Genomic DNA, 15,931 nt, shown 5'->3' on the forward strand with positions numbered 1-15,931 from the left:
GCCGCTCACCGGGTCAGACCGCGCCCGCCGGAGACCGAGACCACCTCCCCGTTGACGTGGCCGTTGGCGGCGGAGCCCAGGTAGACGACGGTGGCGGCGATGTCCTCCGGGTAGGAGAGCCGCCCGGTCGGGGTGCGCCCCGCTTCGGCGTCGATGACCGCCTGGCCGTGGTCGGGCAGGGAGCGGACCCGGTCGGTCAGGGTGAAGCCGGGGCGGACGACGTTGGTCAGGATCCCGTGTCGGGCCTCCCGGGCGGCCATCACCCGGGCCACGCCCTCCAGCGCCGCCTTGGCCGCGGGGTAGGCCACCGGCCCGGGCAGCGGTTGGTCGACCAGGTCGGTGGAGATCACCACGATGCGTCCCCATCCGGCGGCGCGCATGTCGGGGAGCGCCTCGTCGACCAGGGCGACGGTCCCGGTGGTGTTGGCGGCGAACGAGGCGGCGAGCGCGCCGGCGGTGTCGGCCTCGCGGGGCGGCCAGGACACGGCGTTGGCCACGAGGACCGTGACCGCTCCCAGGTCGCGGCGGATGCGCCGCGCCGCCCGCGTGATCGAGGCGGGGTCGGTGAGGTCGAGGTGGACGGCGAGGGCCGTTCCCCCCTCCTGCTCGATCGTCTCCACCAGGGCCCGCGCCTCGGTCTCCGCCTGGTACCAGGTGGCGGCGACCAGCGCTCCCTCGCGGGCGAGGGTCCTCGCGGTGGCGTGGCCGATGGCTCCGGAGGCTCCCGTGACGAGTGCGACGCGGCGGTCGAGTCCGAGGTCCATGCGCACCCCAATTAGTTAGTCGACTTATGGTTAGCCGACTATATACCGGTAGGATGCCGCGGTGGAACCGAGTGCGGCGATCCGGATCAACCGGACCCTGAACAAACTCAGCAAGCTCTACCGGGCCGCCAAGGCGCGGCGACTCGCCGAGCTCGGGCTGCATCCCGGCCAGGAGGTGCTGCTGTGGATCCTCGCCAGGGAACGGCACGGCATGACCGTCTCGGAACTCGCCGCGCGCCTGGGCGTCGAACCGCCCACCGCCACCCGCAGCCTCGCCCGCCTGGAGGACGGCGGCTGGTTCCGCCGGGAACCGGTCGCCACCGACCGGCGGCAGGTCCGCATCGTGGTCACCGACGCCGGGCGAGCCCTCGTCCCCGAGATCGAACGGGCCTGGGCCGACCTCGCCGAGCACACCCTCGGTGACCTCGACCCGGCCGACCGGGAGACCGCCCTCACCGTCCTCGACCAGGCGACCAGCCGGCTGCGGAACCTCGTCGGGGATGCCGCGCTCACCGAGGACTGAACCCCGCGACACCCCGCGCCCCGCCGCCGTCCCGGAACCCCCAGCGGAACCCGGCGGGTACGCGCGGCACCGCGTGGGCACGGCCGACACGGCGGGACACCACCAGAGGCCACCACGAACAGGACCGAACCTGACCTGATCCCCTCCTACAGTCCTCCCCATGACGACCACCACCCCCACCGAGGGCCTGCCCCGCTACGTCGCCGTGACCTTCGACTGCGCCGACCCGGCCGCCCTCGCCCGCTTCTACCACCAGGCACTGGGACTGCCGGTCATCCACTCCAGCGACCACTTCGTGCTCCTCGGTGTCCACGGTGGCCCGGACCTGGGCTTCACCCGCGTGGAGGACTACCAGCCGCCGACCTGGCCAGCACCCGCCCGGGGAAAGCAGGCCCACCTCGAGCTGGGCGTCGAGGACCTCGACGGCGCACGGGACCGGCTGGTCGCGCTGGGCGCGGTCGAGGCCGTGGACCAACCCGCGCCGGACCGGTGGCGCGTCCTGCTGGACCCCGCCGGCCACCCGTTCTGCCTGTCCACCCTCGTCTGAGCCCGTGCGGCCTTCTCCCCCCACACACCCGGAGAAGGCCGCCCACACACGCCCGACCCGCGGACCACGCCCGAGGCGGACCAGCGGGAAGGGACACCCGCCCTGGCTGATCGTCGACGCCGTGCACCGCAACCACGGCGTCGACCCCGACCAGGGGACGGACGGGCGGGGTGGACGAACGCGGCCTGGCTCGCCGAGCGGCCCCTCATCCGGGTCGCCCCCCGGTCCGGCCTCCTCCGGGAGTCCCGGCTCACCGCCGTCCTCCCCGCCGAGGGCGGCGCCCCGGGGAGCGTGACGCCGGCACCCCGTTCGGCCACGAGCGGGTCCCCCCGGTGAACGCCTGGAGCAACCAGGAGGAGGCCCTGGCCCACCCGCACCGCCGACCAGCGGCCGCACCCGCTCCACCAGGTCGACTCGCACGCCCAGGCACTCCACCGGATCGACCCGGCGCCGGCCCGGCCCCCGCTCCCGCCCGCGTTCCCCGTCGACCCCCCGACTCGGCGGCGGTGGTGAGCGCGGGGTTCGACCGCCTGGCCGCCACCGGGGCGCTCACCCAGGACCAGGTCAGGGCACCGGAGGGCACGATGGACCGGTACCGGGCGGCCCTGCCGGCCGCTCTTCGCTGCTCGACCAGGGGGACCGGAGGCCGCGCGAGCCCCGTGGGGTCAGGGCGGCACGGTGTCCCCCTCGACGTCGAGTCCCACGGTCCACGCTCCCGCGCGGGTCGATCTTCGGGGTCGTCACGGTCGCCTTCTCCACCAGCACCCCGGGCGGGGGAGGCGGGAGGCCCGGCGCCGCGGGCGGCTACCGCGTTCACCCGCGAGATCCGCACCGTCCCGACGAGGTCGCCGTCCTGCTGGGAGACGCGGTCATACCCGAACCCCGGTGTGGCCGAGCACGAACGCGCGCCCGACACCGAGGGCACCCTCGCCCTGGTGGAGCCCTGCCACCCGCTCACCGGGCTCGTCGCCGGGACGGCCGCCTCGCTCCGCTCCCGGGGAACCCGGGATCACCCCTGGTGCGCCCGCGGATCGGGTGAGTGGGCGGGCGGCCCGGGGCGGTCGGGACGGGCGGTTCCGCCGCGCACCACCGGCACACACCGCCGACCGCCGCCCCGATCGGGTGAGGGAGGGGCGGTGCGGTCGGGGGAAGCACGGGAAACGGGGTGCCTCCCGGCGGCGGGTTTTGCCAGGGTGAGCGGATGAACCCCCAGCACGAACCGGTCCCGGCCGGGCACCACCACGCACCCGCGGCCCCCATCACCACACCGGTGACGGCGAGCCTGGTGCGCGGCGCCCTCGACCTGGAACACGGCCAGTACGGCCTGCTGCCCCACCGCCTCCCGGCCTGGGCCCGCGCCCAGATCCCCGACCAGCACCTGGGGCTGGCCGAGGCCAGGCCCGCCGGCGTCCGGCTGGCGTTCCGCACCCGCGCCACCACCCTGGAACTCGACGCGCACCGGACGACGACCCGCTACGCCGGGATGGCCGATCTCGCGCTCCCCGAGGGTGTCTACGACCTCGTCGTGGACGGCGGGCTGACCGCGCGGGGCGTCCTGTCCGGCGGTGACGTCCTGACCCTGGACCCCTCCACCGGTGACACGAGCACCGTGCCCGGACCCGTGGGCACCGTCCGGTTCACCGACCTCCCCGACAGGGTCAAGGACGTCGAGATCTGGTTGCCGCACACCGAGATCACCCAACTCGTCGCGTTGCGCAGTGACGCGCCCCTCGACGCCAGCCCGGGACAGGGCCGCAGGGTGTGGCTGCACCACGGCAGCTCGATCAGCCACGGCTCCAACGCGGCCAGCCCCACCTCCACCTGGCCGGCCGTGGCCGCCTCCCTCGGCGGGGTGGACCTCGTCAACCTCGGATTCGGCGGCGGAGCGCTGCTGGACCCCTTCACCGCGCGCAGCATGCGGGACACCCCCGCCGACCTGATCAGCGTCAAGATCGGCATCAACCTCGTCAACGTCGACCTGATGCGACTGCGGGCCTTCACCCCGGCGGTGGACGGCTTCCTCGACACCCTGCGGGAGGGCCACCCGGGCATCCCCCTGCTGGTGATCTCCCCGCTGCTCTGCCCCCTGCACGAGGACACCCCCGGTCCCCTGGTGCCCGACTCGAGCTCGGGCACCCTGGCGTTCCGTGCCCTGGGTGACCCGGCCGAGCGGACCGCCGGCAAGCTCACGCTCACCGTGATCCGCGACGAACTCGCGCGCGTCGTCAGCCGCCGCGCGGCCCAGGACCCGCACCTGCACTACCTCGACGGGCTCGACCTCTACGGCAGGGGGGACGCCGAGGACCTCCCTCTGCCCGACGGTCTCCACCCGGACACCGCGACGCACCACCGGATCGGCGAGCGGTTCGCCGCCCGCGTCTTCGGAGCCGGCGGCCCCTTCGCCGCCGCCGGCTGACCCCGGCTATCCCGCCGGCGGCAGTGGTCGAGGGAGCCGAGGGGCGCGCGGGTGGTGGGCCGGCCGGGCCGGCCACGAGGCGACACCCCTCGACGACCCGACCGGTGGGGTCGCGCCCGCGTCACCGCGCCCCCGTGCCCACCGGCCGGTAGCGGGCCGAGCTGCTCAGCGCTCCTCGGGCAGCAGGGGGAGGAGCTGCACGAGGGCGGCCACCGGCACGCCCCCCGAGGGGCGGGAGGGGGAGGGACGGGCACGCTCCCGATACCTCGCCACGAGGCGGCGCATCGACGCGGCCAGGTCCGCCGCCTCCTCGGGACACAGGTGCAGGACGGCGGTGAACGACGCGGCGTCCGGTGTCGACGGCTCGGCCACCTCCCGGTGCCGCGACCCACCCGGGTCCTCCGCCGCCACCCCGTCCTTCGACGGCAGGGTGGCGGTGCGCCTCGGGTGCGGGTCGGGATCCTCAGTCGGGCCCCAGCGCAACCGCCAGGGCCGGGCACGTCCGTCGTCGGAGGGCACCTCCTCGATGAGGCCGTGCCGGGCGAGCTGGCGGAGGTGGAAGGAGCAGACGCCGGAGCTGCGGCCCAGGCGGGCCCCGGCCTCGCTCGAGGTGAGACTGCCGTGCTCGGCGAGCAGGTCCAGCAGGGCGACCCGCACCGGGTGGTCGGGCAGGCTGCGCCGGGAGCGGCGCCTGCCCCCGCCTGGTGTGGAGGGAGACCTCGGATCAACGTCCATTTTGCAAAGTCTGCTACTTTGCAGAATGTTCGATCACGGCGGCCCCCCGCCCGGTGGTGTCCCACGGGACGCGGAGGAGCCGCCCAGGGAGCAGGGAAGGCGCCGGTGCACGATGGATGTCCAGGCAGGGGCGGCACGGGACCGACGAGTGCGACTGCGGGGAATCCCCGTGGACTCCTACCCCCGCGTTCCGCCCGAGGTCGAGCGGGGCGCGGTCCGTCGCATCACCGTGGTGGGTGAGGAGGTGCTGCGGCGCCCGTGCCGTGAGGTCACCGAGTTCGGCACCGCCGCACTCGCCCAGCTGGTGGACGACATGTTCGCCAGCAACCAGGCGGCCGAGGGCGCGGCCCTGGCCGCCAACCAGGTCGGCGTGGACCTGCGGGTGTTCGTGTGGGACATGACCGACGAGTGGGGGATCCGCCACGTCGGCCACATCCTCAACCCCGTCCTCGACGAGATCCCGGCCGACCAGCGGCGGCTGGTCGAGGAACCCGAGGGCTGCCTGTCGGTGCCCGGGCCCTACCGGGTGGTGGCCCGCCCCGACCGGGTGGTGGCCCGAGGCCAGGACCTGGACGGAAACCCCCTGGTCATCGAGGGCAGGGGCTACTTCGCCCGGTGTCTGCGCCACGAGACCGACCACCTCAACGGTCAGCTGTACCTGGACAGGCTGTCCGGGAGGGAACGGAAATCCGCTCTGCGGGAGATGGCCGCCTCCCAGGACCGGGTCTTCGCCCGACGGGCCGCCCTGGCCGCGGCGATGGGCAAATGAGGACAGCGCCGCCTCGCCCCCGGCCCGCCGCGACCCGACCGGAACCCCCGGCGGAGAAGGGACACCGCCCCCGGTCGCTGGTCCTGGCACCCACCACCCAGCCCAGCGGGGTGGAGATGCGGCCCGTCGGGGAGAGCGGCCGACCACTCGTCCCGACGCGGACGGCGGCCGCGCCCCAACGGCCCGTCCCCGGTCCTACCGCGCGGAAGGTGCGGGCCGTGAACATCCGGGGCCACCTCCCGTGCGGCCGATCTCATCAGTAGGCCGCGGTGACCTGGCGATCCCCGCTGGGGTTCTCCAGTTCGTCCAGCACGGCCACCGCGAGGTCCTCCGCCAAAATCCGGGAAGTTCCATCGGCGGCCGTGACCAGTGTGGTGGTGCCACGCCGGTACCCACCGGTCCGACGGCCGGGTTCGAGCAACGCGGGCGGGCTCAGGTAGACCCAGTCGGCGGGGTGGACCCGGCAGGCGGCCAGCTGCGCGATGCTGGCGCCGGCGATGGCGCGCACGGCTGGCGGCACGTACCGCGCGTCGTCGAACACCAGGCCACCGGACGGCCCTCGCAGCGGAGCGGAACCGCCGATGACCAGGACACGGGCGCCGGTCGCCTCGGCGGCGTCCAGCAGCGCCGTGGTGGTCGCGGTGACGGTGTCCTCCGCACCCGGGGCGGGTCGGGTGGCGCCGACCACCGCGTCGGCACCCTCGAACACCCCGGTCATGCGGTCGACATCGGTCACATCGCCGTGCGTGATCTCCACCTGCGCGGGCAGGTGTTCGGGACGCGTCTCCCGGAACACGGCGGTGACGTGGTGGCCCCGCTCGACGGCTTCGGTCACGACACGGGAACCGGCCATCCCGGCGGCTCCGACCACGATGATCCTCATGAGGTGGTTTCCTTTCGCTTGACTGTCCGAACGAGGTTCGGGGTGGCCTGGCTCGCCACGATCGCGGCCAGGCAGAGCGCGAACCCGACCAGTTGGAGGGGGCCGAGGAGCTCACCGAGCAGGACCGCCCCCAGCAGGGCCGCCACCAGCGGCGAGAGCAGGGTGAGCACGGCCACCGAGGTCACCGGGAGTGCCGTGATGCCCCGGAACCACAGGATGTAGGCGAGGAGCCCGCCCGGCAGGCCCAGCCAGAGGTAGCCGAGCACGGCGGGGGTGTCGACCGGTGGCGGCGGGCCCTCGACCAGCAGCATGAGGGGTACCAGGAACAGACCACCGGCCGCGAGCTGCCAACCCGCGAACGCGGTCGCACCCACACCGGCCGGTCGTCCCCACCGTTTGGTCAACGTCACCCCGAACGCCATCGCCGCCGCACCGCCCAGACCCGCGAGGAGCCCGACCGCGTCGAACACCGCGTCCGGACCGAGGACCACCAGGCCCACCCCCGCGACCCCCGCGACCCCCACCCGATGCCCCGGACCGACGGGGCCTGCCGGAGCACCACCACCGCGAGGACCGCCACGACCAGCGGCTGGGCCGCGGCCAGGGTGGCGGCCACCCCGCCGGGAAGGCGCTCGGCGGCCACGAACAGCAGGGGGAGGAACACCCCGATGTTGAGCACCCCCAACACCGCCGCCCGCATCCACCACACCCCACGCGGCAGCGCGCGAGTGATCGCCAACGCGACCAGCCCAGCCGGCAGGGCGCGCACGACGCCCGCGAACAGCGGATGGCCCGGGGGCAGCAGTTCGGTGGTGACCACGTAGGTCGTCCCCCACACCGCGGGCGCGAACGCCGTCGTGACGACACCCGCGACACCGGCCGCCGCGGGCACCGTGATCAGGTTTCTCACGACGACCAGCATCACCGCCGACGATCAATGAGTCCAACACATGGTTGTCATGGCATTGATCGACGATCACGATGGATTTCGTGGAACTTCACCAACTGCGGTATGTGGTCGCCGTCGCCGAGACGAACAACTTCACTCGGGCCGCCGAGCGGTGCCTGGTCGTCCAGTCCGCGCTCAGCCACCAGATCGCCCGCCTCGAACGGGAACTCGGCGCCCGCCTCTTCGACCGCACCAGCCGACGCGTGCGCCTGACACCCGCCGGCGCGGCGTTCCTCCCCCTGGCCCGCCAGTGCCTCGACGCCGCGGAACGGGCCGCCGCCGAGGTCGCCGCGGCGGTCGGCCAGGTGCGGGGGCGCCTCACCGTCGGGGTGATCCCCACCGTCGCCGCGGTCGACATCCCAGCCGCCCTGCGGGCCTTCCGCCAGCGGTACCCCCACGTGCGGGTCGCCCTGCGGGTCGGGCCCAGCGAACACCTCGTCGACCAGGTCAGGAACGGCGAGATCGAGATCGGGTTCCTCGGGCTGCCGGTGACGTCCCGACCAGAGGGCGTCAGGGCGCGGCGACTGGCCCAGGACCGGTTGGTGGCGGTGGTCGCGCCCACCCACCCCCTGGCCCACGAGGCCGAGGTGGACCTGGCCCGACTGGGCGCCGAACCGTTCGTGGACCTCCCCGGGGGGACGGCGGGACGAGCGCAGTCCGACCAGGCGTTCGCCGCCGCCGGTGTCCACCGCGAGGTCGCCTTCGAGGTGACCACGGTGGACGTCATGATGGTGCGCCTGGTCCGCCAGAACCTCTGCGTGGCGCTGCTGCCCTCCCGCTACGCCCCCCACCTGTCGGGGGTGGTCACGGTCCCGGTCCGGGACGCTCCCACTCGGGTGGAGCACCTCATCTGGAACCAGGGGACCCTGACGCCGGCGGCGACGGCGTTCCTCGCGGAACTCGACATCACCTTCGACGGCGGGCGCGACTAGGCGCGGGCGCGTGCGGTCCGGCGCCAGCCCACCGTGCGCCACCCCTCGTTGGTGAGCCCACGGTGGTTCAGCTGGTCAGGGGTCCCGGGAGCTCAAGGACACCACCCGCCCCGCTGCCGAACTCACCCGGTCGACGCGCTCGGGGCACACGTCCCCAACCACTGCTCGGCACCGTACTCCTCGTACCGCTCCACCTCGGTGAACCCCAGCCGCAGCGCCAAGCGCCTGGCGCGGTCGTTGGCGGTCCGGGTGCGCAGCACCACCTGCTCGCCGGGCAGCGCGGCGGCGAACCAGGCGAGGACCGCCGCGCACGCCTCGGTGGCGTAGCCCCGCCCCCACACCTCGGGGAGGAACAGGTAACCGAGTTCGACCTTCCCGGTGATCGGGCGGACCTGGCCCCCGTGCTCGGCGTCGCGCCGGTCGAGCGTGACGACACCGATCATCGTCCCGCCCAGTTCGACCACGAAGGAACCGGGTCGCCGCCCGGGCACCTCGGGCACCGCGCGTTCGAGTTCGGCGTGCGGGCGGGACCCGCCGATGTGCGTACCCACCTCGGGCGAGGCGAAGAGCTCGACGAACCTCGCGCGGTCCCGGGCCTCGGACTCGCGGAGCACGAGCCGATCGGTCCTGATCGGGGCGGGCGGCCAGGTGACGGGTCCGAGCTCAGTCATCAGGTCACCCTAGAGACCGGGGCCCGCCAGGATCCCGGCGGCTGCCGCGTCGCCCGACCGGCCCTGGCCGCTCCGGGTGAGACCGGAACCACCCGCGACGGGCATGGGTGCCAGGGCCACCCGGGACCTCTGGCTCCACGTGACGGCAGCACCTGCTGGGGGGTGGCCGGTCACTCCGTGACCAGCAGGCAGGCGTAGCCGAAGGTGTCCAGATCGTCGGCGTGCACGCCGCGCAGCCAGCAGTTGACTCGTTGCCCGGTACCCACCAGCGCGGGCTCGAACACGTTGTCGTCGCTGCCCGGCGGTCCCCAGTGGTCCCCGCCGGTCACCCGCGAGGTCGTGCGCGTCTCGTCCACGGTGAAGATGTCGGTGGCGTAGGCGTTGTCCCGGTCGAAGTCCACCAGGGAATCCACCATGCTCACCGAACACCACGCCAGGAACGGGCTGATGAACCCGATGTCGAGGGTCACGCTGGCCGAGCCACCGAGGCCCGGGGAGGGAGGGAGATCGGCAGCATCCCGTCCCAGGCGCCCACCGCGGCCTTCCCCCGGAACTCCTCGTCGGTCATGTCGGCTGGTGCCGTTGAACGCTGCCCAGCGGACCCGGTGCGTGTTCCGGGGAGTACCGAGAAGGTGAAGGGGTCGTGTCCTCGTCGGCCGCGACCGCGCCGGTCTGGATCGGGTCGACGTCGGAGGCACCGCAGCGGGGGCGGTCCATGAGCTTCACCGTCGCCGCGTGCCGGTGATGGGGGGTGAGCCCGGAGAACCGTTGGAAACACGGCAACGCGGCCGAGGTGTGCGGGCAGAGCAGCTCGTCGGCGCAGGGGTGGTCGGCGAGCTAGCCGGAGCGGCGCAGGGAACCCGTTGCCCGGGCGCCCGGGAGGGCGCGGTCACCCTTGCCGACGAGTGTCGCCTCCGTATCACTCCGCGGTGGTCGGGGGCTCGGTCAGGAAGGGGCGCACCTCCAACCACTCGTGGATCGGTTCGCCACCCGCCCCCGGAGCCGCCGACAGCTCGCCGGCCAGTTCCAGTGCCCGTTCGTAGGTGTCGACATCGATCACCATCCACCCGGCGATCACGTCCTTGGTCTCGGCGAACGGGCCGTGGGTGACTGGTGGGCGCCCCGGCCCGTCGTAGCGGACGAAGGTGCCCTCGGGGGAGAGCGCCTGGGCGTCGACGAACTCGCCAGTGCTCCTGAGCCGATCGGCGAAGTCGTTCATGTACTGGACGTGAGCCTCGACCTCCTCCGGCGCCCACTGGGCCATGGGCACGTCGTTGACCGAGGCCGGTGCCCCTCGGTAGTGCTTGAGCAGCAGGTACTTGGCCATCGGGGTCTCCTTGTCGTGTTCCTCGCGGGGGCACGGAGGGTGGGCGTGCTCTCGGCCTCCCTGTCTACACCGCCGCACCGACGCCCCCGGTCGTCGATGCTCGGTCGGCGACCGGGGGATCGCGTCCACCGGATCAGCACCCTGGCACCCGGCGTCCGGGTCTCGGAACCGCGAGCCACGGGATAGCCGCCCCTCGGCGCGCGAGGGCACCCCCACAACCCGCTTACCGCACATAAGCGCGATTATGCGCGGTAAGCGTCACGCGCTGACCTGCACACGGTATTTCGTATCGTTTGGTTGGTGACTACGAAACGAAACCAACGGAAAGGCGGGGGAAGAGTAGGGGCTCAGCGAAGGGGGCGGGGCGGTCGTCCCCGCGCGAGGACAACCCCCAAGTCCGCGCCGCTCCGCCGGGTTCAGGGGCGCGGGTGCCTCGACGGTGACGTCGTGAACCCCGCGCCCCTGGGTCGAGGGGCGCCTGGGCGGGGTGGAGCAGGGATCTTCGCCGGCGTAGCCACACCGGGCTGTTCCGTCACGGTGACGTAAGAACGGCCGGCGGGTTCCCCCGCCCTGACCACGGATTCGCCCCGAGCGGTGGGGCAGCGGTAACGGTGCCCGTGGCGCCGCACACCGAGCGGGCCTGTCCCCTGCCATCCCGCCGGCCCTGGCCCAGGCGGACCTGGGCAGAGGTGGACCACCACGGGGTATGCGGGACGTTCTCCCGAGGAACCCCGGGGCGCCGGTCCTGGGCGCGACGGCCGCGCGCCTCACCCGAACCGGCGAGGGGCGCACCGGGAGCCGGTGGGCAGCCGAACAGCGTCCAGATCCGGGAAGGCGCGGGACCGTCGGCCTCACGCGGACGGTCCTCGGTCGCGGCGGCGTCCCCGAAGGGACCACGGTGAGGACTGGGACTGGACGGCAGCGGATCGGCGGGGAACCGCGCTCACGGCATCGCGCACGCCCCATGCGGCCGACGGGTCAACCCCACCACGAGAGGACCGGCTCCTGGTCGCACCGCGTGGCTCAGGGGACCCGCGGGAAACGACCGGCGCCGGCCGCCGGTGACGTGCCGTCCCCTGGGACGGCCACGGTCGGGCACCGACGGCCGCCGCGCGCCGGTCCGGGAAGCGTGAGCAGTCGAGGTGGCCAGGCGGAGAGGCCGCTCCAAGCCTGGTCGAGGGCCCTCACGGCCGATGAGCCGAAACCGGCTGTGGGTGTGCCCATCCGGTGCCGCCCAGGGCGGAGGGCCACGGCCGTCGGGGACCCGGCTTCCCCGCGCGCCGGCGGCCGTTCGTCTGGCTTGCCCCGCGGGCCGGTGCACCCCGCCGCCCCGGCCCACGTCTCCCACGGTCCACGGCGACAGCGGGGCTCCCGACCGGGCGGGCGGAACGCTGAGCTACCGGTCCCGGGCGTGCCGCCCCGCGGCGTACCGCGTGGGCGGTCAGCGACTGGTGTACCCGGCGTCGGCGTGGATCACCGACCCGGTGACGTAGGAGGAGAGGTCGGAGGCCAGCCAGAGACTGGCCTGCGCCACCTCACGAGGTTGGCCGAAACGGCCCAGCAGGCTCAGCTGGGGTGCGTACTGCTCCTCGGTGAGGCCGAGCTGTTCCAGCGCGCCCCGCAGCATCGGGGTGTCGATCGCTCCCGGGGCGACCGCGTTCACCCGGATTCCGTGTGCGCCGTTCTCCAGGGCCGCCGTCTTGGTGAGGCCGTTGACGCCGTGCTTCGCGGCCACGTAGGCGGGGTTGTGGGGTTGGGGGCGGAAGCCGCTGACCGAGGAGATGTTGACGATGGAACCGCCCTCGCCCTGGCGGAGGAGCTGGCGGAGCTCCCACTTCATCGACAACGCGGTGCCCTTGAGGTCGACCGCCAGCACCCGGTCCCAGTACTGCTCGTCGAAGTCGGAGACAGGCTGGTCGTCGGGGGCCACGGCGGCGTTGTTCACGGCGACGTCCAGCCTCCCGTACCGCTCGACGGTCGCGGCGACCAGCGCCTGGACCTGGTCGCTGACGGCGACGTTGACCTGGTGGAACAGGGCACTGCCGCCCTCGGACTCGATGTCGGCGGCGACGGCCCTGCCCCGTTCCTCGTTCAGGTCGGCGACCACCACCCGGGCCCCGGCCTCGGCGAACAGCTTGGCGGTGGCCTCGCCCATGCCCATGGCCGCGCCGGTCACGATCGCGACCTTGCCTTCGAGAATGGGGAACGTCATCGGTGGTGTTCCTTCCGTCGTGGGTGCGTCCCGCACGCCGTCAACCCGGCTGACGGGTCGGTGTCGTCCGGTCGCAGCCAGTATCGGCACCGCACCGGGTTCCGCGCTGGACGGCGCGCGGGGTCGTTCTCCCTCAATCCGAGGTGGAGGCGATCCGCACGTCCTGGGTGTCGTGGTCGGAGAGGAACGACGCCAGCGCGCGGCCTTCCTCGACCACCGCGTCGCGGTCGACCGTGGACAGGGGCGACAACGGCGTGACGACCACGGTCGCGGAGTCGACGGTCCACGTCGCGCGGACGCGCCCGTCGACCAGGACGACGCGGGCTCCCTCGACGGACAGGCGGCGGTGGGCGGTGTCGATGATCCGGGTCCGGTCGTGGTAGCCCAGGATCGCGTTGTCGAAGGCAGGGAGGAACCGGACCGGGGCGGGCGTGTCGGGGTCCGGGCGGGGCGCGTCGGGCAGGTCGAGCAGTTCGCGGCCCCGTGCGTCCCGGAAGGAGACCAGTTCCTCGCGGATCGAGGCGACCGCCGCGGGCAGACCGGTCAGGCCGCACCAGGCCCGCAGGTCGGCCGAGGCCGCCGGCCCGAACGCGGCGAGGTACCGGCGGAGCAGCGCCGCGCCGACCGCGTCGGGCTCCCCCTCGGCGGGTGACTCGGCGGGCTCCCGGCCCAACCAGGAGGCGAGCGGGCGGTACCGTGCTCCGGCCCTCGTTCGCCACAGCCCGCGGGGCGGTATCTGCACCGTGGGGATGAGGGCGGCGACCAGCATCTCCCCCAGTGGTCGTGGGCCGACCCCGGGCCAGTCGTCGGCCACCGCGCGCGCCAGCTCCGACATCGACCGGGGCTCGCCGTCCGCCAGCACCGCGCGACCCGCCGCGGCGAGCGCGTCGAGGTCCACCCCGGTCAGCGCGTCGCGGTAGACACCCAGCACTCGTTGGCGCAGCATCCCGTCGTGGCGGCTGCGCCAGGCCAGCGCGTCCTCGGCGGTGAGGAGGTGGACGGTCCGGCGCATCAGGTGCGCCCGCACCACGCGGCGGCCGGTCAACGGCTCCGAGAGCGCGTCCGGGCGGAAGGCGCGGAGCCGCGACCAGAGCCCGACGAACGGTTCCTGCGGTTCCTGTGCCTGGAGCCCGCCCAGGTGGGCGACGGTGTCGAGGACCGGGAGGTGCGCGCGGTCGAGCAGGAGTTGCCTGGCCAGTGTCGCGCGGTTGAGCGCCCGGGTGTCGAGGACGGTCGTCGGGCTCATGGGGCGGCGTTCTCCTCGAGGTGCGGTGGGTGCGGTGGGTGCGCGGGGAGGTGGCGGTGTCGTGCGCGACCGGGGCGGGGCGTGGAAAGGGGGTGGGAGCGGGCCCGGCCGCGACCGGGGTCGTCGTGCTGGGGAGCGGACCGACGCGGGCTGGGGCGGGGCCCGGAAGGGGACCGGGCACCGCCCCCGTCCGGTCAGCTCGAGGTCTGCCCGTCCAGCGTCTCCCGCAGGATGTCGGCGTGTCCGGCGTGCTGGGCGGTCTCGATGATCACGTGCGCCACCACCCGTCGGATGCTGTGCACCGTGCCGGGCTGGTGCCAGGGTGCCTCGGGCAGGGGGTGGGCGGTCGAGAGGTCGGGCACGCCGTTGATGATCTCCTCCGTGCGGGCGGCGACCTGCTCGTAGCGGGTGAGGATGCCGGCGAGGGTGTCCTGCGGCGACCACTGGAAGTCGTTCTGGTGGTCGATCATCCACTGGGGGAACTCACGTGCGGTGCCGGCGGCCACGTCGTCCCAGGTGACGCCCTCGGGCAGCTCGTAGCGCAGGGCCGACGGGCCGTGGAGCACGAAGTTCATCCACTCCTCCTCCGCGCTGGTCACGTGCTTGACGATTCCGCCCAGGCACAGCGCGCTGGCGGTGGGCCGTTCGGCGAGCTGCTGGTCGCTGAGCCCCTGGACGGTCGTGATCAGGGCGGCGCGGGCGGCGGCGAGCGCGTCGAGCAGGTCGGCCCGCTCGGTGTCGAGAGCGGCGGCGGGGGTGGTGGACACGGGGTCTCCGTCCTCGTGGTGGGTGTCGTTGACTGGCACGTCGCCCACGATGGCACCGGAAGAGGACAGGGTGTGTCCGCTTCTTCGGGCATGCTGGAAACCATGCCGACAACCTCGGCGAGGCTGCTGTCGTTGCTCTCGCTGCTCCAGACGCGTCGGGACTGGCCGGGTCCGGCGTTGGCCGAACGGCTGGGTGTCAGCCCGCGCACCGTGCGCCGGGACGTCGACCGCCTCCGGGAACTCGGCTATCCCATCGGCGCCGTGAAGGGGCCCGACGGGGGCTACCGGCTCGGGGCGGGCAGTGAGCTGCCGCCGTTGCTGTTCGACGACGAGCAGGCGGTCGCGTTGGCCATCGCGCTCCAGATCGCCACCGTGACGGGGGCGGGTATCGAGGAGGCCTCGGCGCGGGCGCTCACCACGGTGCGGCAGGTGCTGCCGGCCCGGTTGCGCCGTCGCATCGACACCTTCCCGTTCACCTCGGTGGAGCCACCGGCGCGGACGGGCGGCCGTGTCGCCAGCGCCGTGCTCGTGGCGCTCGGCGCCGCCGTCCACGCCAGGGAGGTGCTCCGGTTCGACTACGCCAGCCCGGTGGACCAGGGGGAGGGCGGCGTGGGCGGACCGCCTCGGCGGGTGGAGCCCCACCACCTGGTCGCCTGGGGTGGGCGCTGGTACCTGGTGGCCTGGGATCTGGATCGCGGGGACTGGCGGACCTTCCGCGCCGACCGGATCACCCCGCGCACCCCGACGGGGCCTCGATTCACCCCCAGGCCGTTACCGGGAGGTGGGGTGTCCGCCTTCGTGACCAGCCGGTTCCTCGGGGCGGGCGAGTCCGGTGACTGGCCCTGTCGTGGTGAGGTGATCCTCGATCTTCCCGCGTCGGCGGTGACCCGCCACTCGTGGGACGGGGTGGTGGAGGCCGTCGGCCCGGACCGCTGTCGCCTGGTCCTGGGTTCGTGGTCCTGGACGCGGCTGGCCGCCGAGATCGGTTCCTTCGACGTCGACCTGGAGATCGTCGGGCCGCGTGAGTTGCGGGAGGCTTTCGCGCGTCTGGCCCGCCGCTACTCGGCGGCGGTGTCGGCCTCCGGGGAGTGATCCGAGGGCCGAGGGCCAGGGCTGTGGTCGGGTTCGTCGCCCGGCGCCCCGGAAGGCCCGTGCCGGCATCCGACCTCGGTGTGGTCGTCGTGGTCCGG

The 15,931-nt window shown here is 73.8% G+C and carries 15 protein-coding genes and 1 pseudogene; 6 read left to right on the top strand and 10 right to left on the bottom strand.

Going from position 1 to position 15,931, the window contains the following annotated elements; genetic code table 11:
* Positions 1-5 precede the first annotated feature (5 nt).
* Positions 6-764 carry an SDR family NAD(P)-dependent oxidoreductase gene (locus G443_RS03520; protein ID WP_016697944.1) on the bottom strand — a complete coding sequence of 253 codons (759 nt, stop codon included), beginning with the start codon at positions 762-764 and terminating at the stop codon, positions 6-8.
* A gap of 61 nt (positions 765-825) precedes the next feature.
* Between G443_RS03520 and G443_RS03525 the strand changes: the two genes are divergently transcribed.
* The 3 genes from G443_RS03525 (at position 826) to G443_RS03535 (ending at position 4,250) form a co-directional block, all read left to right on the top strand.
* Positions 826-1,287, top strand: coding sequence for a MarR family winged helix-turn-helix transcriptional regulator (locus G443_RS03525; RefSeq protein WP_016697943.1), 462 nt, complete (start codon positions 826-828; stop codon positions 1,285-1,287).
* Positions 1,288-1,447: 160 nt separating this feature from the next.
* Positions 1,448-1,834, top strand: a complete 387-nt coding sequence (locus tag G443_RS03530; protein WP_016697942.1) for a VOC family protein — start codon at positions 1,448-1,450, stop codon at positions 1,832-1,834.
* 1,201 nt (positions 1,835-3,035) lie between these two features.
* Complete coding sequence (locus G443_RS03535; protein ID WP_026418055.1) at positions 3,036-4,250, top strand: GDSL-type esterase/lipase family protein; 1,215 nt, start codon at positions 3,036-3,038, stop codon at positions 4,248-4,250.
* A gap of 165 nt (positions 4,251-4,415) precedes the next feature.
* Here G443_RS03535 and G443_RS03540 read toward each other — a convergent pair whose 3' ends face one another.
* Positions 4,416-4,985, bottom strand: coding sequence for a winged helix-turn-helix domain-containing protein (locus G443_RS03540; RefSeq protein WP_051313691.1), 570 nt, complete (start codon positions 4,983-4,985; stop codon positions 4,416-4,418).
* 169 nt (positions 4,986-5,154) lie between these two features.
* Between G443_RS03540 and def the strand changes: the two genes are divergently transcribed.
* Complete coding sequence (gene def, locus G443_RS03545; RefSeq protein WP_211237475.1) at positions 5,155-5,754, top strand: peptide deformylase; 600 nt, start codon at positions 5,155-5,157, stop codon at positions 5,752-5,754.
* Positions 5,755-6,010: 256 nt separating this feature from the next.
* Here the strand turns inward: def and G443_RS03550 are convergent, their stop codons facing one another.
* On the bottom strand, positions 6,011-6,637 hold the full coding sequence (locus G443_RS03550; protein WP_026418052.1) for an NAD(P)-dependent oxidoreductase: 627 nt from the start codon (positions 6,635-6,637) through the stop codon (positions 6,011-6,013).
* A pseudogene (locus G443_RS03555) lies at positions 6,634-7,559 on the bottom strand (EamA family transporter). The gene G443_RS03550 and the pseudogene G443_RS03555 overlap by 4 nt, the downstream one beginning before the upstream one ends.
* A gap of 68 nt (positions 7,560-7,627) precedes the next feature.
* On the opposite strand from G443_RS03555, the gene G443_RS03560 reads away from it, so the two are divergent.
* Complete coding sequence (locus G443_RS03560) at positions 7,628-8,518, top strand: LysR family transcriptional regulator (protein ID WP_026418050.1); 891 nt, start codon at positions 7,628-7,630, stop codon at positions 8,516-8,518.
* 122 nt (positions 8,519-8,640) lie between these two features.
* Here G443_RS03560 and G443_RS03565 read toward each other — a convergent pair whose 3' ends face one another.
* The 6 genes from G443_RS03565 to G443_RS03590 all read right to left on the bottom strand — a co-directional run bounded on the left by G443_RS03565 (position 8,641) and on the right by G443_RS03590 (position 14,780).
* Entirely contained in the window at positions 8,641-9,189 is a 549-nt protein-coding gene (locus tag G443_RS03565; RefSeq protein WP_026418049.1) for a GNAT family N-acetyltransferase, read from the bottom strand.
* A gap of 170 nt (positions 9,190-9,359) precedes the next feature.
* Positions 9,360-9,659 carry a hypothetical protein gene (locus G443_RS03570; RefSeq protein WP_026418048.1) on the bottom strand — a complete coding sequence of 100 codons (300 nt, stop codon included), beginning with the start codon at positions 9,657-9,659 and terminating at the stop codon, positions 9,360-9,362.
* Between the two features lie 449 nt (positions 9,660-10,108).
* A complete protein-coding gene (locus G443_RS03575; protein WP_026418047.1) occupies positions 10,109-10,516 on the bottom strand; it encodes a YciI family protein in 408 nt (135 codons plus the stop codon).
* A 1,441-nt stretch (positions 10,517-11,957) separates the two neighbouring features.
* On the bottom strand, positions 11,958-12,728 hold the full coding sequence (locus G443_RS03580; protein WP_026418046.1) for an SDR family NAD(P)-dependent oxidoreductase: 771 nt from the start codon (positions 12,726-12,728) through the stop codon (positions 11,958-11,960).
* Between the two features lie 133 nt (positions 12,729-12,861).
* Positions 12,862-13,974 carry a winged helix DNA-binding domain-containing protein gene (locus G443_RS03585; RefSeq protein ID WP_026418045.1) on the bottom strand — a complete coding sequence of 371 codons (1,113 nt, stop codon included), beginning with the start codon at positions 13,972-13,974 and terminating at the stop codon, positions 12,862-12,864.
* Between the two features lie 194 nt (positions 13,975-14,168).
* Positions 14,169-14,780, bottom strand: a complete 612-nt coding sequence (locus G443_RS03590; RefSeq protein WP_372492946.1) for a DinB family protein — start codon at positions 14,778-14,780, stop codon at positions 14,169-14,171.
* Positions 14,781-14,843: 63 nt separating this feature from the next.
* On the opposite strand from G443_RS03590, the gene G443_RS03595 reads away from it, so the two are divergent.
* Positions 14,844-15,833, top strand: a complete 990-nt coding sequence (locus G443_RS03595) for a WYL domain-containing protein (RefSeq protein WP_026418043.1) — start codon at positions 14,844-14,846, stop codon at positions 15,831-15,833.
* Positions 15,834-15,931: the final 98 nt, after the last annotated feature.

The organism is Actinoalloteichus caeruleus DSM 43889, assembly GCF_000429185.2.
Taxonomy (GTDB): Bacteria; Actinomycetota; Actinomycetes; order Mycobacteriales; family Pseudonocardiaceae; genus Actinoalloteichus_B; species Actinoalloteichus_B caeruleus.

Bases quoted from the DNA above. Each gene is read 5' to 3' on its own strand.
- G443_RS03520 (WP_016697944.1), bottom strand. From the start codon at position 764: ATGGACCTCGGACTCGACCGCCGCGTCGCACTCGTCACGGGAGCCTCC.
- G443_RS03530 (WP_016697942.1), top strand. From the start codon at position 1,448: ATGACGACCACCACCCCCACCGAGGGCCTGCCCCGCTACGTCGCCGTG.
- G443_RS03535 (WP_026418055.1), top strand. From the start codon at position 3,036: ATGAACCCCCAGCACGAACCGGTCCCGGCCGGGCACCACCACGCACCC.
- G443_RS03540 (WP_051313691.1), bottom strand. From the start codon at position 4,985: ATGGACGTTGATCCGAGGTCTCCCTCCACACCAGGCGGGGGCAGGCGC.
- G443_RS03550 (WP_026418052.1), bottom strand. From the start codon at position 6,637: ATGAGGATCATCGTGGTCGGAGCCGCCGGGATGGCCGGTTCCCGTGTC.
- G443_RS03565 (WP_026418049.1), bottom strand. From the start codon at position 9,189: ATGACTGAGCTCGGACCCGTCACCTGGCCGCCCGCCCCGATCAGGACC.
- G443_RS03575 (WP_026418047.1), bottom strand. From the start codon at position 10,516: ATGGCCAAGTACCTGCTGCTCAAGCACTACCGAGGGGCACCGGCCTCG.
- G443_RS03580 (WP_026418046.1), bottom strand. From the start codon at position 12,728: ATGACGTTCCCCATTCTCGAAGGCAAGGTCGCGATCGTGACCGGCGCG.
- G443_RS03585 (WP_026418045.1), bottom strand. From the start codon at position 13,974: ATGAGCCCGACGACCGTCCTCGACACCCGGGCGCTCAACCGCGCGACA.
- G443_RS03595 (WP_026418043.1), top strand. From the start codon at position 14,844: ATGCCGACAACCTCGGCGAGGCTGCTGTCGTTGCTCTCGCTGCTCCAG.